Source organism: Pseudomonas sp. L5B5 (genome assembly GCF_020520285.1).
In the GTDB taxonomy this organism is placed as follows: domain Bacteria; phylum Pseudomonadota; class Gammaproteobacteria; order Pseudomonadales; family Pseudomonadaceae; genus Aquipseudomonas.
Genome location: NZ_CP084742.1, coordinates 6,259,301 through 6,281,029, shown reverse-complemented (window position 1 = coordinate 6,281,029; position 21,729 = coordinate 6,259,301). Strand labels below are relative to the sequence as shown.

At 63.3% G+C, this 21,729-nt stretch carries 20 protein-coding genes; 14 read left to right on the top strand and 6 right to left on the bottom strand.

Annotated features, from left to right (window positions below; translation table 11 throughout):
- Positions 1–413: 413 nt before the first annotated feature.
- The gene (locus tag LGQ10_RS29005) at positions 414–962 is read left to right on the top strand and encodes an RNA polymerase factor sigma-70 (protein ID WP_058436697.1); all 549 of its coding nucleotides are present in this window, start codon (positions 414–416) and stop codon (positions 960–962) included.
- Positions 963–1,010: 48 nt separating this feature from the next.
- On the opposite strand, the gene LGQ10_RS29000 is transcribed toward LGQ10_RS29005, so the two are convergent.
- The 3 genes from LGQ10_RS29000 to LGQ10_RS28990 form a co-directional block, all read right to left on the bottom strand.
- Positions 1,011–1,370 (bottom strand): hypothetical protein, encoded by a 360-nt coding sequence (locus LGQ10_RS29000; RefSeq protein WP_226523937.1) that lies wholly within the window; start codon positions 1,368–1,370, stop codon positions 1,011–1,013.
- A gap of 90 nt (positions 1,371–1,460) precedes the next feature.
- Positions 1,461–2,255 carry a substrate-binding periplasmic protein gene (locus LGQ10_RS28995; protein ID WP_226523936.1) on the bottom strand — a complete coding sequence of 265 codons (795 nt, stop codon included), beginning with the start codon at positions 2,253–2,255 and terminating at the stop codon, positions 1,461–1,463.
- Positions 2,256–2,352: 97 nt separating this feature from the next.
- Positions 2,353–2,976: a TetR/AcrR family transcriptional regulator gene (locus tag LGQ10_RS28990; protein ID WP_226523935.1), complete on the bottom strand. Its 624-nt coding sequence runs from the start codon at positions 2,974–2,976 to the stop codon at positions 2,353–2,355.
- Between the two features lie 187 nt (positions 2,977–3,163).
- On the opposite strand from LGQ10_RS28990, the gene LGQ10_RS28985 reads away from it, so the two are divergent.
- The 8 genes from LGQ10_RS28985 (at position 3,164) to LGQ10_RS28950 (ending at position 12,484) form a co-directional block, all read left to right on the top strand.
- On the top strand, positions 3,164–4,954 hold the full coding sequence (locus tag LGQ10_RS28985) for an acyclic terpene utilization AtuA family protein (RefSeq protein WP_226523934.1): 1,791 nt from the start codon (positions 3,164–3,166) through the stop codon (positions 4,952–4,954).
- A gap of 9 nt (positions 4,955–4,963) precedes the next feature.
- Positions 4,964–5,833, top strand: a complete 870-nt coding sequence (locus tag LGQ10_RS28980; RefSeq protein WP_226523933.1) for an SDR family oxidoreductase — start codon at positions 4,964–4,966, stop codon at positions 5,831–5,833.
- Positions 5,834–5,836: 3 nt separating this feature from the next.
- On the top strand, positions 5,837–7,453 hold the full coding sequence (gene atuC / locus LGQ10_RS28975; RefSeq protein WP_226523932.1) for an acyl-CoA carboxylase subunit beta: 1,617 nt from the start codon (positions 5,837–5,839) through the stop codon (positions 7,451–7,453).
- 76 nt (positions 7,454–7,529) lie between these two features.
- Positions 7,530–8,687: a citronellyl-CoA dehydrogenase gene (gene atuD / locus LGQ10_RS28970; RefSeq protein ID WP_226523931.1), complete on the top strand. Its 1,158-nt coding sequence runs from the start codon at positions 7,530–7,532 to the stop codon at positions 8,685–8,687.
- On the top strand, positions 8,684–9,481 hold the full coding sequence (locus tag LGQ10_RS28965) for an enoyl-CoA hydratase/isomerase family protein (RefSeq protein WP_058433684.1): 798 nt from the start codon (positions 8,684–8,686) through the stop codon (positions 9,479–9,481). The genes atuD and LGQ10_RS28965 overlap by 4 nt, the downstream gene beginning before the upstream one ends.
- Positions 9,482–9,508: 27 nt before the next feature.
- Positions 9,509–11,464 (top strand): acetyl/propionyl/methylcrotonyl-CoA carboxylase subunit alpha, encoded by a 1,956-nt coding sequence (locus LGQ10_RS28960; protein WP_226523930.1) that lies wholly within the window; start codon positions 9,509–9,511, stop codon positions 11,462–11,464.
- Between the two features lie 121 nt (positions 11,465–11,585).
- A complete protein-coding gene (locus tag LGQ10_RS28955) occupies positions 11,586–12,125 on the top strand; it encodes an exonuclease domain-containing protein (RefSeq protein WP_226523929.1) in 540 nt (179 codons plus the stop codon).
- Positions 12,126–12,199: 74 nt separating this feature from the next.
- Positions 12,200–12,484: a pyrimidine/purine nucleoside phosphorylase gene (locus tag LGQ10_RS28950; protein ID WP_058433687.1), complete on the top strand. Its 285-nt coding sequence runs from the start codon at positions 12,200–12,202 to the stop codon at positions 12,482–12,484.
- A gap of 78 nt (positions 12,485–12,562) precedes the next feature.
- Here the strand turns inward: LGQ10_RS28950 and LGQ10_RS28945 are convergent, their stop codons facing one another.
- Positions 12,563–13,366, bottom strand: coding sequence for an MOSC domain-containing protein (locus tag LGQ10_RS28945; protein WP_058433688.1), 804 nt, complete (start codon positions 13,364–13,366; stop codon positions 12,563–12,565).
- Positions 13,367–13,446: 80 nt separating this feature from the next.
- Positions 13,447–14,382, bottom strand: coding sequence for a chemotaxis protein CheV (locus tag LGQ10_RS28940; RefSeq protein WP_058433689.1), 936 nt, complete (start codon positions 14,380–14,382; stop codon positions 13,447–13,449).
- Positions 14,383–14,944: 562 nt separating this feature from the next.
- On the opposite strand from LGQ10_RS28940, the gene LGQ10_RS28935 reads away from it, so the two are divergent.
- The 3 genes from LGQ10_RS28935 (at position 14,945) to LGQ10_RS28925 (ending at position 17,465) form a co-directional block, all read left to right on the top strand.
- The gene (locus LGQ10_RS28935) at positions 14,945–15,382 is read left to right on the top strand and encodes a hypothetical protein (RefSeq protein WP_058433690.1); all 438 of its coding nucleotides are present in this window, start codon (positions 14,945–14,947) and stop codon (positions 15,380–15,382) included.
- A 533-nt stretch (positions 15,383–15,915) separates the two neighbouring features.
- Positions 15,916–16,809, top strand: coding sequence for a sensor histidine kinase (locus tag LGQ10_RS28930; protein WP_226526225.1), 894 nt, complete (start codon positions 15,916–15,918; stop codon positions 16,807–16,809).
- On the top strand, positions 16,806–17,465 hold the full coding sequence (locus LGQ10_RS28925) for a response regulator transcription factor (RefSeq protein ID WP_058439048.1): 660 nt from the start codon (positions 16,806–16,808) through the stop codon (positions 17,463–17,465). The genes LGQ10_RS28930 and LGQ10_RS28925 overlap by 4 nt, the downstream gene beginning before the upstream one ends.
- Before the next feature lies 1 nt (position 17,466).
- Here the strand turns inward: LGQ10_RS28925 and yegS are convergent, their stop codons facing one another.
- A complete protein-coding gene (gene yegS / locus LGQ10_RS28920) occupies positions 17,467–18,366 on the bottom strand; it encodes a lipid kinase YegS (protein WP_226523928.1) in 900 nt (299 codons plus the stop codon).
- A gap of 434 nt (positions 18,367–18,800) precedes the next feature.
- Between yegS and LGQ10_RS28915 the strand changes: the two genes are divergently transcribed.
- Together LGQ10_RS28915 and LGQ10_RS28910 are read left to right on the top strand one after the other, a co-directional pair.
- Positions 18,801–20,234, top strand: coding sequence for an undecaprenyl-phosphate glucose phosphotransferase (locus LGQ10_RS28915; RefSeq protein ID WP_058437069.1), 1,434 nt, complete (start codon positions 18,801–18,803; stop codon positions 20,232–20,234).
- Positions 20,235–21,692, top strand: a complete 1,458-nt coding sequence (locus LGQ10_RS28910) for a mannose-1-phosphate guanylyltransferase/mannose-6-phosphate isomerase (protein ID WP_226523927.1) — start codon at positions 20,235–20,237, stop codon at positions 21,690–21,692.
- The last annotated feature ends 37 nt before the right edge of the window (positions 21,693–21,729 follow it).

The window sequence follows — 21,729 nt, the reverse complement described above, 5'->3', positions numbered from 1 at the left end:
CTGCGCTGCCCTGCCTGGCAGACCGTCGACGGATCGAAAGGTCATGCGTGGGCCATGGGCATCTGGAAGGCGCCGAGGCCGGGTCTGCTACCCGGAATCTTTCTCCAATGGGAACGGATGGCGTCTGGAAATAATTAGGTCTGCCGCCCTTCGCTGGCAAGCTTCTTCCCGATGCCCGGCGCAGCGTCGTCGCGCGTTGTCACCAAACGGGAACAGACCCTGCTGCATGCTGCCCGACAAGCCCTCCCTCGGACCGCTGATGCGCGCCCGTTCTCAATCTGTAAATCAGGAGAGCATTAGTTCTTTTTCTCAATTGACAATCATTATCATTCAGCCTAATTTGTCGCTCGATGTGTAGGACGAATCTGAGATCTCAGTAGTCCCGCTACCCTCTTTGCAACAAGGTGATTTCCATGACGGAACAAGTATCCACAAGCAGGTGCGATTCACCGTTACTTCAGGCTTTTGTCGACAACCGCCTGATCCTGGTCAAGATCGCAGCACGCATTACCGGCTGCAGGTCCAGGGCCGAAGATGTCGTCCAGGACGCCTTCTTCCGCCTGCAATCGGCACCGCAAATCACCTCGTCGTTCAAGGCGCAGCTGAGCTACCTGTTCCAGATCGTGCGCAACCTGGCCATCGACCACTACCGCAAGCAGGCGCTGGAGCAGAAGTACTCGGGCACCGAAGAGGAAGGCTTGAACGTGGTCGTCCATGGCGCCTCACCTGAAACCTCCCACATGAACTTTTCCACCCTGGAAAACATCGCCGAAGCGCTGACCGAGCTGCCCTCGCGCACTCGGTATGCCTTCGAGATGTATCGCCTGCACGGTGTCCCGCAGAAAGACATCGCCAAGGAGCTCGGTGTTTCGCCGACCCTGGTGAACTTCATGATTCGTGATGCCCTGGTGCATTGCCGCAAAGTGTCGGGCAATCGTCCCGATACCTACGCCCGTCGCTGATACGCGACCGGCACCGGGCCATCGTGGCCCGCACCACCGGGCCTGAGCTCAGCCCTCGAGCAGGCCGCTCCGGCCCAGAACCAGCAACGCCGCGCGCTTGTGCAACAGATCGAATTCCTGCTGGCAATACCGACAACGGTCATGCCCGGCACAAGCGGGCTGATGGGTAGAAATCGGTGGACGCTCGGAGCCCGGCGGATCCAGATACAGAGCATGCACCTGCGCCGACAGCCAGAATGCCAACCGGTCCTGCCGGGCTTCCTGTGCAGCCTGGGCATCGAGGACCTCGGGCGCCTGCCCCGGGAGCCGCAATGACTGGAACAGCACCTGGCGGGCAGCGATCTCGTCGATACCCAGCATCCTGCCAGCGGCGGCCGGCTCGACACTCAGCGGATTCACAAGGGCCATGGCAACAGTCACCGTTGGTTGGGCATTCAACCAAGTGACGTGAGCCGCAGGAAAAAATTTAGCCCGGCACGAAACCGGCCTGGAGTCGCCTCAAGCGTGTGGCACGACTGACACCACGATGCGGTAGGGTTCGAAGATCTTCAGCATCTGGCCATTGGCCCGCAGCCGCTGCAGGAGCCCGGCGAAGTCTTCGGCGCTGATGGGAGCCTTGGGCCGGATCAGGCTGTAGTGGTGATACACCTGGTCGATACGCTCGGACACCAGCAACCGGTCGGTGCTGTCGGCATTGCGAGACAGGAAATCACTGAGATAGGAACGGGTCACCAGGGCAATGTCCGCCCTGCCGCGCAAGACCATCAGCAGGTTGCTGTCGTGGGAATAGGTCAGCGTCGCGTTGTAGGTGTCGGTGAGGTACTTGGAGTCGGCGTTGAACTGGGCGAAAGCGTAGTGGTAACCGCTGAACAGGGCCAGGCGCTTGCCCGTGAGGTCGGCGAAGTAGTCCTGGCCACGTCCGGGCTGGCGCTGAGCGACGAAGATCTCCGCATCCTCGAGCCCCATGTCGACGCTGGTGTGCTCGATGTTCTGCCAGCCCCAGGCAGGATTCTCGAAAATGGCCATGTCCACCCGCCCCTGCTCGAAATCACGGAAGCGCCGGGGAATCGAAGTGGGCACCAGGACGAACTGGTAATCGCTCTGGGACTGGTTCAGGGCCTCCACCAACTGCGGCAGCAGGCCGGTGTCGGCGCCGGTTTCGGGACGAACGGTATACGGAGGGAAATGAGCTGCCGCGACCCGTACCAACTGGGCCGAGGAGGCCGGGCCGACCCAAAGTGTTGCCAGAGCCAGCAAAAGCGTTCGCAAGGCTGGCCGCAAAGGCAGGAACATCAAGGCAACACACCTCGGAGACAAAGAATGGGAATGCCCTAAAGCTAGGCGTTTTCCGGCGCTTCGACAATCTCGCCGGCGATAATTAATCGGCGTGTCAGCGATCCTTGAGCACCAGCAGCAAAGCCTCTTGCGCCAGTTGCTCCAGGGTCATGCTGCCCTCGGCCCGGAACCAGGTGGTCGTCCAGGACAAGGCACCGGTCAGAAAGCGTCGAGTGATGAACACATCACCCTTGATGAACCCAGCCTGCTTGGCGTCTCCAAGCACCTGTAGCCAGATCTGCTCGTAGATATCGCGCAGGGCCAGGACCGCCGCCTGCCCCTCGGCCGACAACGAGCGCCACTCATAGACCAGCACCGCCATGGCTTCGCCGCTGCCCCCCATGATCGACTGCAGCTCGCAGCGGATCAGCGCCAGCACCTGCTCGCGCACACCGTCGGCCTCGGCCAGTTCGGCGCGCATCAGGGCGGTGTTGTAGTGGATGGTTTCCTGCATCACTGCACGCAGGATGTCGTCCTTGCTCTTGAAGTGATGAAAGATGCTGCCCGACTGGATGCCCACCGCACTGGCGAGGTCGCGCACCGTGGTGCGTTCATAGCCCTTGTTGCGAAACAGGTGCGCAGCCGTGCGCAGCAGCTTGCCCCGGGCACTCTCGGGATCGGTCACTTGTCCGCTGGCGATCAGCTCGCGCACGACCTGCAAGGCTTTTTGCTCGTCCACCGCTGTTCTCCTACTTCACTTCATCGATAGCCCTGGGGCTGGCCCGGGTAAACCGGTCATGGCGCGCGCAATTTAAGCCCCTACCCGGCCCCAAGCAAGCGCTTGGGTAGAAGAATAGATCAGGTCATTTACAAACCAAGCGCTTGCTTGGTAGCCTCCGTGCAGTTCTTTTCTCGAGAGCCCCGCCATGACCAAGACTGTACGAATCGGCTGCGCCAGCGCCTTCTGGGGCGATACCAGCAGCGCTGCCGCGCAACTGGTGCAAGGTGCGAACCTGGATTACCTGGTATTCGACTACCTGGCCGAGATCACCCTCTCGATCATGGCCGGAGCCCGGATGAAAGACCCGGGAGCGGGCTACGCCACGGACTTCGTCGAAGTGCTCAGCCCCTTGCTGGCCTCGATCCATACCCAGAAGATTCGTGTCATCAGCAATGCCGGCGGGGTCAACCCGCAAGCCTGCGCCGCCGCCCTGCGCGCCGCCTGCGAAAAGGCCGGGGTGGCGCTGAAGGTCGCCGTGCTGCTGGGCGACGATCTGCAACCGCAACTCAAGGCACTGGCCAGCGCCGAAATCGTGGAAATGTTCACCGGTGCGGCGCTGCCCCCGGTGTGCGTCTCCACCAACGCCTACCTCGGCGCCCCCGGGATCGTCGCAGCGCTGGAGCTGGGGGCGGACATCGTCATCACCGGGCGCGGCGTCGACAGCGCCGTGGTCAGCGCCGCGCTGGTGCACGAGTTCGGCTGGTCCTGGCACGACTACGACCGCCTGGCCCAGGCCGCGTTGGCCGGGCATATCATCGAGTGCGGCGCACAATGCACCGGTGGCAACTTCACCGACTGGCGCGATGTGCCGGACTACGAACACATCGGCTTCCCGGTGGTGGAAGTCGCAACTGACGGCCACTTCGTGGTGAGCAAGGCGCCAGGCACCGGCGGACTGGTCAGCCCGCTGACCGTCGGCGAACAGCTGCTCTACGAAATCGGCAACCCGCAGGCCTACCTCCTGCCGGACGTGACCTGCGATTTTTCCCAGGTTCAACTGCAGCAAAAGGCCCCCGGCGAAGTCAGCGTCCAGGGCGCCAAGGGCCTGCCCCCCAGCCACCAGTACAAAGTCAGCGCCACCTACCCGGACGGTTTTCGCTGCACGGCCAGTTGCCTGCTGGCCGGTATCGACGCGGTGGCCAAGGCGCGCCGGGTCAGCCAGGCGATCATCGACAAGACCAGCGAGATGTTCAGCCAGCGCGGTTGGGGCCCCTACAGCGAAGTGAACATCGAGCTGCTGGGCAGCGAGGCCACCTACGGCCCCCACGGCCAACGCCAGGACAGCCGCGAAGTGGTGATCAAGCTCGCCGTGCGTCATCCGAACAAGGCGGCCCTGGTGCTGTTCTCCCGGGAGATCGCCCAGGCCGCCACCGGCATGGCCCCCGGGCTGACCGGCATCGTCGGCGGGCGGCCAACGGTGTACCCGGTGATCCGCCTGTTCTCCTTCCTGCTGGAGAAGGACCGCTGCCACCTGGAGGTCGACTTCGCCGGACAACGCCACGCCTGCACCCTGCCAGGGCCCGACGACCTGGACTCGGGCGCCCTGCCCGCTGCCCATTCCGTGCCCAGGCCCCAGGGCCAGGCCGATGCCAGCGTGCCCCTGGTCAAGCTGGCGGTGGCCCGCTCCGGGGACAAGGGCAACCACAGCAACATCGGGGTCATGGCCCGCCACCCCGACTACCTGCCGTGGATCGCCGAGGCCCTGACCCCCGAAGTCCTGGTGGACTGGATGAGCCATGTGCTGGACCCGGTTCATGGCCGGGTGCAGCGCTGGTACCTGCCGGGCACCCACAGCCTCAACTTCCTGCTGGAAAACGCCCTGGGCGGGGGCGGTGTCGCCAGCCTGCGCATCGACCCCCAGGGCAAGGCCTTCGCCCAGCAGTTGCTGGAAATCCAGATCCCGGTGCCCCAGCGCATCGCCGACGCCGTCAACTAAGGAGCTGCCGTGGTGTACGACTCGATCTTCAAAGCGCAATTGTTTGCCGGCCAGACCATCCTCGTCACTGGCGGCGGCAGCGGCATCGGCCGTTGCACCGCCCATGAGCTGGCGGCCCTGGGGGCCCGGGTGCTGCTGGTGGGACGCAAGGCGGAAAAACTCCAGCAAGTCGCCGGCGAAATTGCCGAGGACGGCGGCAAGGCCGACTGGCAGGCCTGCGACATCCGCGACGAGGAAGCGGTCAAGGCCCTGGTCGGCGAACTGATCGGGCGCTTTGGCCCGATCCATGGCCTGGTCAACAATGCCGGCGGCCAGTACCCGGCACCCCTGGCTTCGATCAACCAGAAGGGTTTCGAGACTGTGCTGCGCACCAACCTGGTGGGCGGCTTCCTCATGGCCCGGGAAGTGTTCAACCAGTCCATGAGCAAGCACGGCGGCAGCATCGTCAACATGCTCGCCGACATGTGGGGCGGCATGCCCGGCATGGGCCATTCCGGCGCGGCGCGCTCGGGAATGGACAACTTCACCAAGACCGCCGCCTATGAATGGGGCCATGCCGGGGTGCGGGTCAATGCCGTGGCCCCGGGCTGGATCGCCTCCAGCGGCATGGATACCTACGAGGGCGCCTTCAAGGCGGTGATCCCCACCCTGCGCGAGCATGTGCCCCTCAAGCGCATCGGCAGCGAATCGGAAGTCAGCGCGGCCATCGTGTTCCTGCTCAGCCCTGGCGCGGCCTTCATCAGCGGCAGCACCCTGCGCATCGACGGCGCCGCCAGCCTCGGCAGCCGTGCCTGGCCCCTGGGCAAGGCGCGCAACAGCCACTCCTACAACGGCTTCCATCGGGCCTACCTGCCCGATGTACTCAAGGGCGAGGAGTAAGCCATGCCGGTCATCCAATCCCAGCTCGACCCCCACAGCTCGCAGTTCGCGCAGAACCGCCAGGCCATGCTGGCCGGCCTGCAACAGCTGCGCGACATCCAGCAACACCAGTTGGACAAGGCCGCCGAGGCCCAGGCCAAGTTTGAAAAGCGCGGGCAACTGCTGCCCCGGGAGCGCCTGAACCTGCTGCTGGACCCGGGCGCGCCGTTTCTCGAACTGGCCGGCCTGGCCGGCTACAAGTTGCATGACGACAAGGACGGCAGCCAGGCCGGCGGCGGCCTGATCGCCGGCATCGGTTATGTCTGCGGGGTACGCATGCTAGTGGTGGCCAACAACAGCGCGATCAAGGGCGGCACCATTTCCCCCAGCGGCTTGTACAAATCCCTGCGCCTGCAACAGATCGCCATGGAAAACAAACTGCCGGTGGTGACCCTGGCCGAAAGCGGCGGCGCCAATCTCAACTACGCGGCGGAAATCTTCGTCGAGGGTGCGCGCAGCTTCGCCAACCAGGCACGGATGTCGGCCATGGGCCTGCCGCAGATCACCGTGGTGCATGGCTCGGCCACTGCCGGCGGCGCCTACCAGCCCGGACTCTCGGACTACGTGGTGGTGGTGCGCGGCAAGGCCAAGCTGTTTCTCGCCGGACCACCGTTGCTCAAGGCCGCCACTGGTGAGGTGGCCACCGACGAGCAGCTCGGTGGCGCCGAGATGCACGCTCAGGTTGCCGGTACCGCCGAGTACCTGGCGGAAAACGATGCCGACGGCATCCGCACCGTCCGCGAAATCGTCAGCCTGCTGCCGTGGAACGCCCAGTTGCCGCCACAGCCCCCCAGGACCTGGAGCGAGCCCTTGTACCCGGTGGAGGAACTGCTGGGCCTGATTCCCGACGACCCGAAGAAACCCTATGACGCCCGGGAGATCGTCGCGCGCCTGGCGGACGGATCGCAGTTCCTGGAGTTCAAGGGCGAGTTCGATGCCCAGACCCTCTGCGGCCACCTGCAGGTCCAGGGCCGGCCCTGCGGTTTCATCGGCAACAACGGTCCGATCACCCCCCAGGGCGCGAGCAAGGCCGCGCAGTTCATCCAGCTCTGCGACCAGAGCCAGACGCCGCTGCTGTTCTTCCACAACACCACCGGTTTCATGGTCGGCACCGAATCCGAGCAGCAGGGGGTGATCAAGCACGGCTCCAAGCTGATCCAGGCGGTGGCCAACGCCCGGGTGCCGAAGCTGACGATCGTGGTCGGCGGCTCCTATGGTGCCGGCAACTATGCAATGTGCGGCCGCGGCCTGGACCCGCGCTTCATCTTCGCCTGGCCCAACAGCCGTACCGCGGTGATGGGCGGTGCCCAGGCCGGCAAGGTGCTGCGCATCGTCACCGAGGCCAAGCACGCCAAGAACGGCCAGGAGGCCGACCCGAAGATGCTCGACATGCTGGAGCAGGTGACCGCGCAGAAGCTCGACAGCCAGTCCACGGCACTGTACGGCAGCGCCAACCTGTGGGACGACGGCCTGATCGATCCGCGCGATACCCGCACCTTGCTGGGCTTGCTGCTGGACATCTGCCACGAGGCCCAGGTTCGCCCGCTGCAGCCCAACAGCTTTGGCGTGGCGCGGTTCTGATCGCGCCGAACAGCCCGCAGGTGCGGGACAAAAAGATCCGCTGGTGACGCCACTCAACTTGAGAAGGACAACAACAATGATCTTCACCCAGGAACACGAAGAACTGCGGCGCACGGTGCGCAACTTTGTCGAGCGCGAGATCAACCCCCATGTCGAGGAATGGGAGAAAGCCGGGCGCTTTCCCATCCACGAGATCTTCCGCAAGGCCGGCGAACTGGGGCTGCTGGGCATTTCCAAGCCGGAAAAATTCGGCGGCATGAGCCTGGACTACAGCTACTCGATCGTGGCGGCCGAGGAGTTCGGCACCATCCATTGTGGCGGCATTCCCATGTCCATCGGCGTGCAGACCGACATGTGCACCCCGGCCCTGGCGCGTTTCGGCTCCGACGAACTGCGCGACGAGTTCCTGCGCCCGGCCATCAGCGGCGAGCAGGTGGGTTGCATCGGCGTCTCCGAAGTCGGGGCCGGCTCCGATGTCGCCGGGCTCAAGACCCACGCCCGCAAGGACGGCGACGACTACGTGATCAACGGCAGCAAGATGTGGATCACCAACTCACCCAGCGCCGACTTCATCTGCCTGCTGGCCAATACCTCGGACGACAAGCCCCACGTCAACAAGTCGCTGATCATGGTGCCGATGAACACCCCGGGCATCAGCCTCAGCTCTAGCCTGGACAAGCTCGGCATGCGCAGTTCGGAAACCGCCCAGGTGTTCTTCGATAACGTGCGGGTGCCCCAGCGCAACCGCATCGGCCATGAAGGCGCCGGTTTCATGATGCAGATGCTGCAGTTCCAGGAAGAGCGGCTGTTCGGTGCGGCGAACATGATCAAGGGCCTGGAATACTGCGTCGACAGCACCATCGAGTACTGCAAGGAACGCAAGACCTTCGGCAACCCGTTGATCGACAACCAGGTGATCCACTTCCGCCTGGCCGAGCTGTCCACCGAGATCGAGTGCCTGCGGGCCCTGGTGTACCAGGCCACCGAGCAGTACGTGCGTGGCCAGGACGTGACCCGCCTGGCTTCCATGGCCAAGCTCAAGGCCGGTCGGCTGGGCCGCGAGGTCAGCGACAGTTGCCTGCAATACTGGGGTGGCATGGGCTTCATGTGGGACAACCCGGTGGCGCGGGCCTACCGCGATGTACGCCTGGTGTCCATCGGTGGTGGCGCCGACGAGATCATGCTGGGGATCATCTGCAAACTCATGGGCATCCTGCCCGGGAAGAAAAAATGAGCCCGCTGCCGACCTGCCGGACGCTGTTGCTGGAGTCACGCGGCGGCGTGCTGTTCATCACCCTCAACCGCCCCGAGTGCCGCAACGCCATGAGCCTTGAAATGGTGGCGGAATTGCGCACGGTACTGGCCGTCGTGAACGAGCGACGCAGCATTCGGGCCCTGGTGCTGCAGGGCACCGAAGGCCACTTCTGCGCTGGCGGCGACCTCAAGGACATGGCCGGAGCCCGGGCCCGGGGTGCCGCGGCCTACCGGGAATTGAACCGGGCCTTCGGGGCGTTGCTGGAAGAGGCGCAGAAAGTCCCCCAGGTCCTGATCTGCCTGCTGCAGGGCGCAGTACTGGGCGGTGGTTTCGGACTGGCCTGCGTCAGCGACATTGCCATCGCCGAACACTCGGCGCAGTTCGGCATGCCGGAAACCAGTCTCGGCCTGCTGCCGGCACAGATCGCTCCGTTCGTGGTCCGGCGCATCGGCCTGACCCAGGCCCGGCGCCTGGCCTTGACCGCCGCCAGATTCGACGGCGAACAGGCCCGGCAGCTGGGCCTGGTGCACTTCGTCGAGAACGATGCCAAGGCCTTGCAGGAGCGCCTGGAGCAACAACTGGCCCAGGTCCTGCGTTGCGCGCCCGCCGCCAACGCCCAGACCAAGGCCCTGCTCCTGGCCAGCGTCGATCAGCCCCTGGGCCCGCTGCTGGACCAGGCCGCCGACGATTTCGCCCAGGCGGTCAGCGCAGAGGAAGGCCTCGAAGGCACCTTGGCCTTTGTACAGAAACGCAAACCGTCCTGGGCCGGCTGACGCCCCTACAGATACAGGAAGCCTACGATGCCCGCGTTCACCAAGATCCTGATCGCCAATCGCGGCGAAATCGCCTGCCGGATCCAGCGCACCGCCCAGCAATTGGGCTATCGCACTGTTGCCGTGTTCAGCGACGCCGACGCCGATGCCCCCCATGTGCGCATGGCGGACGAAGCCGTGCGCATAGGTCCCGCTCCGGTCCAGCAGTCCTACCTGGACAGCGCCGCGATCCTCGATGCCGCACAACGCAGCGGGGCCGATGCGCTCCACCCCGGCTACGGCTTCCTCTCGGAAAACGCCGAGTTCGCTGCGGCCTGCGAAGCCGCTGGCATCACCTTCATAGGCCCCAGCGCTGCGGCCATCGAGCTGATGGGCAGCAAGCGCCGCTCGAAGATCGCCATGCTCGCAGCTGGCGTGCCCTGCATCCAGGGTTACCAGGGCGAAGAGCAGGACGATGCCACCTTGCAGCGCGAGGCCCAGCGCATCGGCTATCCCCTGATGATCAAGGCCAGTGCCGGTGGCGGCGGCCGCGGCATGCGCCTGGTACAGGAACCCGGACAACTGCTGGAGCAGATTCGCACCGCGCGCTCGGAGGCCTTGCATGCCTTCGCCAGCAACGAGCTGATCCTGGAACAGGCGCTGCTCGAACCGCGTCATGTGGAGATCCAGGTGTTCGGCGACCATCACGGGCAGTTGATCTACCTGGGCGAGCGCGACTGCTCGATCCAGCGTCGCCACCAGAAAGTCATCGAGGAAGCGCCCTGCCCGGTCATGACCCAAGAACTGCGCCAGGCCATGGGTGAAGCGGCGCTGAAGGCCGGGCGCGCCGTGGACTACGTCGGCGCCGGCACCGTGGAGTTCTTGCTCGATGCCCGAGGGCAATTCTATTTCCTGGAAATGAATACGCGCCTGCAGGTGGAGCACCCGGTCACCGAGCTGGTCACCGGCCTGGACCTGGTGGCGCTGCAACTGCAGGTGGCCGCCGGCGAGCCACTGCCGCTGAAGCAGGAGCAAGTGCGTTTGTCCGGCCACGCCATCGAAGTGCGCCTGTATGCCGAAGACCCGGCCCAGGGCTTTCTGCCACAGACCGGCCAGGTATTGCGCTGGGAGCCGGCACCGGGCATCCGCACCGATCATGGCTTGCAGGAAGGCCAGCACGTCAGCCCCTTCTACGATCCGATGCTGGGCAAGCTGATCGCCCATGGCGCCACCCGCGAGGAAGCCCGGCGCAAGCTGTTGCGCGGGGTCGAGGATTGCGTGCTGCTGGGGCTGGAAAGCAATCGCCGGCTGCTGGCCAACCTGCTGGGGCACCCGGTATTCGCCAGTGGTCGCTTCAGCACCGCTTTCATCGCCGAGCACTTTGCCCAGGATCCCAGCCTGCGGCCCCTGCTACCCGACCACGACATGCTGGCCATTGCCGCCACGCTGTTCTATCACCACAGCGCCACCGCCCATTGCGAACCACTGGCGGCCTGGCGCAACAATGCCGGCATCCCTCTGCACTATCGTCTGGGCCTGGACCAACAGCAGTGGTCACTGCAACTGAGCCCGGGAGCGGCAGGCCAGGTGCAGGTCCGCCAGGCAGAACAGGTACAGGAGCTGAAGATCTGCAGCGCCGACGGTCGCCAGGCAACCCTGGAGGTTGGCGGCATTCGCCGGCGCTACGCCTATCACCTGGAGAACGGCGAACTCTGGTTGCACAGCCGCCAGGGCAGCCTGCACCTGCAGGACCGTACCCTGGCCCCGGTGCAGGGCCAGTTGGGGACCCATTCGGGAACGCTCAAGGCCCCCATGGATGGCGCCATCGTCGACGTGCTGGTCAGCGAAGGCATGCCCGTCAGCAAGGGCCAACTGCTGCTGGTGCTGGAGGCGATGAAAATGGAGCATCCGCTCAAGGCCGGGATCGACGGGGTGATCACCCGGGTCCAGGTCAATCTCGGCGACCAGGTGAAGAACCGCCAGGTGCTGCTGGAAGTGGAATAGACCGCCAGGTTCGCATCGATGCCCGCCGGACGGCATCCCGCCCGGCGCTCCCCACTAGGCGGATGCCCCGGCTTTGGCTACGCTCAAGCGTCATCGAGATGGTTGAAGGCTGGAATTTGTGATGCCCCACTGGCTGGTAATAGATCTGGAAGCCACGACGGATGAAGGGGGCTGGCCGGTTAGCGAGATGGAAATCATCGAAATCGGCGCCACTCTGGTCAACCGCGAGGGTCGGGAACAGGACCACTTCCAGCGTTTCATCCGCCCGCTGCGGCGCCCGATGCTGACGCCGTTCTGCCGCGAACTGACTCACATCACCCAGGCCAATATCGACTGCGCCGCCCCCTTGAGCGAGGTCTGGCCCTTGTTCGAGCGCTGGCTCAGCCAGCATCAACCGCGCCTGGAAGGCTGGGCGAGCTGGGGCGACTACGACCGCAAGCAACTGCAACTGGAATGGCACAACCACCAATTGCACAGCCTGCTCAACGATGTCCCGCACATGAATCTCAAACAGCGTTTCGCCAAGGCCCGGCGCCTGGAGCGGCCCCTGGGCCTGAATGCAGCCCTGCAACTGGCCGGCATGCAATTCAATGGCCAGCAGCATCGAGCCCTGGAAGATGCGCGCAATACCGCGCGCCTGTTACCGCTGACTCTTCCCTGATGGCGACAGGTGACGGCCCTTCGGGCCTTGTGCATACTGGCCGCCCCTTTTTGACCCTTTCTTGAGGAACGCCCATGTTTAAAGTCAACGAGTACTTCGACGGCACCGTCAAGTCGATTGCCTTCGGCACGGCCGAAGGCCCCGCGACCATTGGCGTCATGGCGGCGGGCGAATACGAGTTCGGCACCGCGCAACGGGAAATCATGCATGTGGTTTCCGGCGCGCTGACCGTCAAGCTGCCAGGCAGCGAGGAATGGCAGACCTTCGCTACCGGCAGCCACTTCAACGTTCCGGCCAACAGCAAGTTCCAGTTGAAGGTCGCGGTGGACACCGCCTACCTGTGCGAGTACCGCGGCTGATCTGCCAGTCGGATTTCATCCGCGCACAAAAAATGCCCGCCCCCAAAAGGAGGCGGGCATTTTTTTGCCTCGCCAGTGCTACTCGAGGACAGTGACCGGCATGCCCACCTGCAACTGACCATTGCCGTCGTTGACCAGGTTCTGGCCGAACATCGCCCCGTCTTCCCGGGTACGGTACTTCTGCAAGGTTGCCAGGGGCTCGCGGTCGGCGCTGCGCTCGCCCGTCCTGGGGTCGATGGTGGTGAGAATGCAGCGCGCGCATGACTTGACCACGCGAAACTCGACATCACCGATACGCACCCGCTTCCAGCTGTCCTCGGCGAACGCTTCGCTGCCCTCGACCACGAGGTTGGGTCTGAATCGCAGCATTTCCAGGGGCCGTCCCACCCGGCCAGCCAGGTCGTCCAGGGAGGCCTGGCCGATCAGCAGCAAGGGAAAACCGTCGGCGAACGCCACCTGGTCATCATCCTTGCCATAACCGGCAGCGGTGGTCCGTGCCCGCTCCGGCGGCACCTGCACCAGGCGGGTGGGTTTGCCGATGAACTCGCTGACCCAGGCAGCGGCTTCGTCGCCGGCATCGGGAACCCGCAGGGTGTCCTGCCAGATCGTCACGCCTCGCAGGGCTGCCTCGCCATCCGGAACCGCTACATCCAGCGGCAAGAAACCCGGAGCGCTCAGGGTCAGGCCGCCTTGGGCGTTCCACAGGGCCGAGAGCTGGCTCATCCGTCCCACGGCGCGCTGGGTCAGAAAGCGCCCGCTGGCTTCATCCACCAGCATCCAGCGGCGATCGCCCTCGAGACCGAGCTTGTCCAGGCTGATCTGCTGCAGGGTTTCGCCCTTGCCGGATTTCAACGGATATCGATAAAGCGCGCTAAGACGCATGTCCTGCTCCCTCCTGGGAAAACCCCCACCCTATACCAGCGCCCCGGTGAAACAAAGGACCGCGAGGCCGACAGGCAGAGTCAGGCGCTGACCTCATCCAGCAGCAGGCGCTGGCGGACCACATCCACCAGTTTGTCGGGCTGGAACTTGGAGAGGAAGTTGTCGCAACCGACCTTCTTGACCATGGATTCGTTGAAACTGCCCGACAACGAGGTATGCAGCACCACGTAGAGACCGCGCAGGCGTGGGTCATTGCGGATCTCGGTGGTCAGGCGATAGCCGTCCATTTCCGGCATCTCGGCATCGGTGAACACCATCAGCAGCTTCTCGGTCATGTCGACCCCGGTATCGGCCCAGGCCTTGAGCATGTTCAAGGCCTTGAGGCCATCGCTGGCGATGTGCATCTTCACCCCCAACTGACCCAGGGTGTCGCGCAACTGCGACAGGGCCACGTTGGAGTCGTCCACCAGCAATACCTCGCGGTCACGGGCGCGAGCCAGCAGCGGGTCGTCGAGCTTGTCACGGGAAACCTTGGCGTTGTAGGGCACGATCTCGGCCAGCACCTTCTCGACATCGATGATTTCCACCAGTTGGTCATCGACCTTGCTGATGGCGGTCAGGTAATGCTGGCGACCGGCGCTGGTCGGCGGCGGCATGATGGCTTCCCAGTTCATGTTGACGATGCGATCCACACCACCGACCAGGAATGCCTGCACCGACCGGTTGTATTCGGTGACGATGATGGTGCTGTTGGGCCCCGGCACCAGCGGCCGCATGCCGATGGCCTGGGACAGGTCGATCACCGGCAGGGTCTGGCCACGCAGGTTGACCACGCCGCAGACGAAGGGGTGGCGCTGGGGCATCAGGGTCAGTTTCGGCAGTTGCAGGACTTCCTGAACCTTGAAGACGTTGATCGCGAACAGCTGTCGACCGGCCAGGCGGAACATGAGGATTTCCAGGCGATTCTCACCCACCAGTTGCGTGCGTTGATCTACCGTGTCGAGAATGCCGGCCATTAATGACTCCTGGGCTGTGCTGATGAATTCACTAAAGACTGATATCGGCCAGGTGCGCCGTATCTTGACCCGTATGCAAATTGCCATACAAAGCCATTGATGTCACATTAACATCATGCTTTACTGAAGTGGTCAATTCAGCAGCATGCCTGCTGCGCCGCCGAGACCTCTATCTCGGTGGAAGGTTCCCGTGCCTAGGGGATTCCCCTATCAACAATCAGGACCAGCCTGATATTCGCAATATCCAATAGCCATTAATGTGACGCCATTCTCACTGCATGAATGGAGTCAGGCTTTTGTTTTTAATCGCAGAAGGGTGGCCCGGCCCCCTTTCAAGCCTAAAGCCCCCCGTTCACACAGTCCCGGCACCCATGCGCTGCCTCGCTGCGGGCGGTATCCGGCTACCAGCGGCAAACGATGAAACACGCTCATCGCGCCAGGTTGCGACTACTGAAAAAACGCCAGACTTGTCTACTACTCAAACTCCCAAAACACCTTCCAACTTGAAACCGTTCAGCCAACGCCCTATCCCGCCATCGGAAACGAAGTCATGGAGATAAGCATGCTAAAGGACGGCCATGAGTGCACGACCCCTCTGCCCGAATTCCTGCTTGAAGCCCAGACCCTGCTGGCAAAATCGGAAGACTGCCTGAGCCATCTGCACCTGATCAGGAACGACGACGAAGCCATCAGTTGCCTGCTCGTCACCCTGCAGCGCCTGGCTCAGTGCGCGGCCCGTCACGCCATCAGCCCACTCTCGGAATTTTCCCTGCACATCCACGGCCTGCTCAAGGGCACGCATCACCCGCTGGATCTCAACGACCAGGTCCTCGAGGCCCTCAAGAGCTGCCTGACGCTGATGGCCTGGCAACTGGAACTGATCGACCCGCGCGATGGCCAGCTCAACATGGATGACAGTGAGCAGGTCATGCTGATCGAGGAACTGAGCGACCAGGTTTCGCAAAACTGCACCTGCGCACTCCCCTCTTGCAGACACTGAAGTTGCACTAATCAAACAGGTGCCGGATAGAACATCGGCAACGATAGCCAGGCCCCATAAGATAAATAAGTAGGCGGCTAACTATCCAAACCACTGTCGTTATTGAACAGCCCATACCCAAGAACGACATCGACCGCCGAAATAGTTCCAACTTTCGTCCAAGCCGGCACTCATGGTTCCGGGACTTGCGCGTGCCTGGCGGAGCGAATTGCACCCCGGATTCATTGCCCTTGATACTCCCCTGGCAACCCGGGACAGCAGCAATTAACCCCTGCTTTCCTGACCTCCGGGACATATATGCCTAGGCGCATTAACGCGACCGACGGTATCTTCGGTGGTATTATGTGGCGCACTAATGGACATACTTAATGGCACATTGACTCCAATATAGACAATCACTACAAAGCCTGTAGCAGAGATACAGGCAGAGTTGATTGAAATCGGACATTCAATCAGTACCGTTTCTCAAACAAGCCTGGTCATCGACCCGTGACCAGCCTCCTCGCAGCGAACATTCATTGGCTCCATCCGCTATGTACGCCAGCCTCAAGTCACTCCTTTCCTGGCCTCCCACCCGTGATCACCTGCGCTGGCTCAGCCTGTTGCTGTGCTCCTGCTCGGCAGTGGGCACGGTCCTGGTCTATTGCCTGGGTCACTCCCTGCCCCTGACCCTGGTGGTCCTCAACGTGGCAGCACTGGCCTGCATCTGGGTGCAATACGGCTACTCGCGCAAGTCCATTCGCTTCCAGCCCCAGGAACTCGCCGAGCGCCTGCTGCAGGTCAAGGAAAACGAACGCCACCGACTCAGCCGCGAACTGCACGACGACATCGGCCAGTTGCTGACTGCCGCCAAGTTGCAGGCTGACTGGCTCAAGCGCCGCCAGCCAGAAGACCTGCAGGAACATTTCGCAGTACTCGGCACCACACTGGAAGAAACCCTGACCAAAGTGCGCGACGTTTCCGCCATTCTCAATCCCCGGCAACTCACCAGCCTGGGCCTGGAAGCCAGCCTGCGCGCGCACTTGCTCAAGACCCTGGAAAACACCTCGGTGCACTGGAGCCTGGAATGCCACCAGCGCCTGGCGGGCATTCCCGAGGAAATGGCCGTCGCCGCGTTCCGCATCACCCAGGAAGCGGTGACCAACATGCTTCGGCATGCCCGGGCGACCAACCTGCTGGTGCGCCTGCAACGCCTGCCCGAAGGCTTGTCGCTATTCATCAGCGATGACGGCCAGGGGTTCTCCCCGGCCGCCAACCCCGGTGCACAGGGGCAGCGCGGCATGGCCGGGATGCAGGAGCGGATCAGCCAGCTGGGCGGTTTCCTCAAGGTCACTAGCGAGACCGACCAGGGCACCCAGATCGAAGCACTCTTTCCCTGGGCCCCTCGCACTCTGGAGCGGGCCAGCACGAATAAGGCTCTACCTTGACCTGTAACTTACTGTTGGTGGATGACCACTCGCTCATCAGGGCTGGCGTGCGCGCCCTGGTCATGGACATTCCCGGATACGCGGTGATCGGTGAAGCCGATGATGGCGCGCACCTGCTGGAAATGGTCGAAAGGCTGCATCCGGACATCGTCCTGCTGGACCTGTCGATGAAACACACTGGCGGCCTGGATGCCCTGCGTCGGCTCAAGGCAAGCCATCCGTGCAGCAAGGTCCTGATCCTGTCGATGCACACCGATCCGACGCTGATCATGCAGGCGCTGGAGTCCGGCGCCCACGGCTACTTGCTCAAGGACACCACCGCCACCGAACTGGAACACGCTCTCGAAGCATTGCGCAACGACGAACGCTACCTGAGCCCGGCCATCGCCCATACCGTCATCACCCAGGCCCTGACCCGCAGCCAGAAGAACCAGCCGCCACCGGTGGACAGCCACAACCTGACGGCACGCCAGCTGGAGATCCTGCGCCTGATCGTGCGCGGCAAGTCCACCCGGGAAATCGCCCAGGGGCTGGGCCTGAGCATCAAGACGGTGGAGACCCACCGGTCGCAGATCATGAAACGCCTGCAGATCTTCGACGTCGCCGGGCTGGTGCTGTTCGCCGTGCGCGAACGCATCATCAGCCTCGACGACTGACTCAGTGGGCGCCACCCAACAGGGGTGAATCGGCCGGCAGGTGCACCTGCAAGGCCGCGGGCCGCACGGCAAAACGCAACCGGTCGCCTTGCAGCGGCTCACCGTCGAGATTGATATCCAGCCCCCGCGAAGCCTTGATCTCGACCCAGGGCAAGCGGGTGCGAATGAACAGATTGTCGATGCCCATCCCCCCGGCCAGCAAGTTCTTCAACGTCCCCATCAGTTCCTGGGGTGCCGGCAGGATGCTGACATCCAGTAGACCATCGTCCGCCAGGGCCTGGGGACACAACTCATGCCCGCCACCCGCCTGGCGCCCGTTGCCGATGCCCAGGGCCAGCAGCTCGCCATGCCAATGGAAGTCCGGCCCCTGCAACTCGCCATAGGCAGCGCTCAGCTCGGCAAACCGCGACAACCCGGTGAACAGGTAGGCAACGCCGCCCAGGACCTTCTTCAAGTCTTCCGAGGTATTGGCAGTGACCTGGCTGCCGAAACCGCCGGTGGCCATGTTGAGGAAGACTTCCCCGTCCACCTCTCCCAAGTCGATCGGCCGGGCCGGCACTTCCAGCAATTCCAGGGCCGCCGCCGGCTCCAATGGCACCCCGGCAGCCCGGGCGAAGTCATTGGCGGTGCCCAGGGGCAGCAATACCAGGCTGCACGGGCTCCCGGCATCGGCCAGGGCCTGGGCGACATCCCGTAGCGTGCCGTCACCACCACCGGCGATCAGTCGCCGGTAGCCTGCAGCCAGCGCCTCGCCCACCAGGCGCTGGGCATCCCCCGCCTCCCAGGTCAGGCGCACCGCCAGCTCCCAACCGGCAGCCCGTCGGGCTTCGACCGCTGCCCGCACTTGCTCGTTGAGGGCCTGCTTGCCATGCAGTATCAAAAGTGCCTTGCGCTCACTCATCGCCACGACTCCCATCGTTCAGTGTTCCCTGATGGATGTTGACCTCGCCCCGCCAGGAAAAAGTCTGCCGGATCGAATTATTTTTCTCCTCCGCAACCCGCCTGGCACGCCCGCCCCAGGGGCCGGCAGGGGATTAAAGGTACAGGGCAAAAGATCTTTCATCGCCGCCCGGCTTTCGGCTCGCCAGTCGCTGTTTCATGAGCTTTACTCAGCCAAGTCGTTTAGAGGAGCAAGCACAGCCGTCGGGTCGATCGGTGCTAGGAGCCCAACCCGCATAGGTGCGCACTGGCTTGCCCAATGGATACCGATTGATGCCAGGGAAGGTTGGCCTGGTTTCGCGCGGTGCCGGGACTGTGCGATGTGAAGGTGCATTTGTTGACCGGTGTCCGATCTTTCCAGGTCCCGGTTTGCCTCGGATCCAGGGAATTGATCTTATGCGGTTGCAACCTGTAGACAGCCTGTTACTGACTCGGCCGAGCATGGTCGAGTACTTTCTGTTCGGCATCCGCGTGGTCCATGGTCTGACCGCGATCCTTCCCGGGCTCCTGCTTCTGCTGCTGGCGAACCCCGAGTATCCGGCACTCAAGAACGACCTGACCATCCTGGTGTTCTTCAGCATCATCAGCGTGCTGATTTTCCAAGCGCTGGGGGTCTATGCCGAATCCATCTTCAGCAACCAGTTGCGTTTCCAGCTGACCCTGTTCGCCTGGTCGGCATCCTTTTGCGTGCTGCTGTTCATGCACTACTCGATGCAGATGTTCAGCGCCATCGACAATCGTGGGCTGCTGGCCTGGTTCTTCGGCAGTTTCGTGCTCTTCGGCATCGAGCGCCTGATCCTCCTGACCCTGTTCCAGCAACTGATGCAGCGTGGCGTGTTCCTGCAGAACGCAGTCATCCTGGGCGCCACGGAGAACGGCCAGCGTTTGGCCGAATACCTGGCCCAGCACCAGGATATTCGCTCCGGAGTCACGGGCTTCATCGACGACCGTATCGGTCGCCTGCCCAAAGTCCTGTGCAACCTGCCGTTGCTGGGCAATTCCAGTGACCTGGAGCGGCTGATTCGCGAGGAAAAGGTCACCCAGGTCCTGGTAGCTCTGCCCTGGTCGGCAGAAAACCGCATGGCCTACGTGATCCGGGAACTGCGCAGGTTGCCGGTGAACGTGTTGCTGGTGCCCGACATGGTGGCCTTCCGGCACGCCCACAACCGCATCACCGAAGTGGCCAACCTGCCGATGTTCAACGCCTCCGAAGTGCCGCTGCGGGGCTGGTCGCCATTCTTCAAGCGCATGGAGGACATGATCCTCTCGAGCATCGCTCTGGTGTTGCTGTCTCCGATCATGCTGATGGTGGCCCTGGCCATCAAGATCGACTCCAGGGGCCCGGTGCTGTTCAAGCAGAAGCGCTACGGCTACAACAACCGCCTGATCCAGGTCTACAAGTTCCGCTCCATGCACCAGCACCTGAGCGATGCCAACGCCGAGAAGCAGACCACCCGCGGCGACCCGCGCATCACCCGAATCGGACGTTTCATCCGCAAGACCAGCCTCGACGAGCTGCCACAGCTGTTCAACGTGCTGGGCGGCAGCATGTCCATGGTCGGTCCGCGCCCCCACGCCACGGCCACCAAGGCGGCCGGCATTCTCTTCGAGGAGGCGGTCAAGGAATACACCTCGCGCCACCGGGTCAAGCCGGGGATCACCGGACTCGCGCAAATCAACGGTTACCGGGGCGAAACCGATACCCTGGAGAAAATCGAAAAACGTGTCGAATTCGACCTGGAATACATTGAAAACTGGTCGGTCTGGTTCGACCTGTACATTCTGTTCCGCACCGTTCCCTCAGTGATCATGACCCGCGAGGCCTTCTGAATGAGCACACTCATTCCCTGCATCATCGCTGGCGGTGCCGGCACCCGTCTGTGGCCGGTATCCCGCGAGGCGATGCCCAAACCCTTCATGCGCCTGCCCGATGGCGAAAACCTGCTGCAGAAGACTTTCGTACGGGCCACGGCCCTGAACGATGTCGGTCGCCTGCTGACGGTGACCAACCGCGAAGTGTTCTTCCGCACCCTGGACGACTACCGGCTGCTGAACAAGCAGCGGATCGACCTGGACTTCATCCTCGAGCCCTCCGGACGCAACACCGCGCCGGCCATCGCCGCCGCCGCCCTGCACGTCAGTCGGCTGTACGGCGAGGATGCACAACTGCTGGTACTGCCAGCCGACCACCTGATCAAGGATCTGGACGCCTTCATCGCCGCCGTAGACAGCGCCCGGCACCTGGCCGACCGGGGGTGGCTGGTGGCCTTCGGCATCGTGCCGACCCACGCCGAGACCGGCTTTGGCTACATCGAGAAAGGCAAGGGCCTGAATAAAGACGGTTTCCAGGTCAACCGTTTCGTCGAAAAACCCGACGCCGCCACCGCCCAGCGCTACGTCGACGGCGGCCAGCACCTGTGGAATGGCGGCATGTTCTGCATGCGCGTCGATGCCATCCTCCAGGAACTGCGCGAATGGGTTCCCGAGGTCATCAACGCGGTCGAGCGCTGCCTGGAGCTGAGCCACCGCAAGGAGGGCAAGCACGAACTGCAAGTGGAACTGGACGGCGACAGCTTCGCCCAGGCCCCGGACATTTCCATCGACTACGCGGTGATGGAACGCTCGAAAAAAGTCGCAGTGGTGCCCTGCCAGCTCGGCTGGAGCGACATCGGCTCATGGCAGGCGATGCGCGAACTGACCCCCGCGGACGAACACGGCAACCAATGCAACGGCGAGACCGTGCTGCACGACGTCAGCAACTGCTACATCGACTCGCGCAAGCGCCTGGTGGGTGCGGTCGGCCTGAACGACCTGATCATCATCGACACCGCCGATGCCTTGCTGGTCGCCGATGGCAAGCGCAGCCAGGATGTCAAGCTGATCGCCCAGGAACTCAAGCGCCTGGGCCACGATGCCTACAAGCTGCATCGCACGGTGACCCGCCCCTGGGGCACCTACACCGTGCTGGAGGAAAGACCGCGCTTCAAGATCAAGCGCATCATGGTCAAGCCCAACGCATCCCTGTCGCTGCAGATGCACCACCACCGCAGCGAACACTGGATCGTCGTCAGCGGCATGGCCCGGGTGACCAATGGCGAAGACGAGTTCCTGCTCAACACCAACGAGTCGACCTTCATCAAGCCTGGTCGTACCCATCGCCTAGTCAATCCCGGGGTGATCGACCTCGTGATGATCGAGGTGCAAAGTGGGGAATACCTCGGCGAGGACGATATCGTGCGCTTCAACGATATTTACGGACGGGCACCCGCTGAGACCGCCAAGACCTGAGACCACGCTCCACGCCCCAATCTGGCCCGACAGGGAG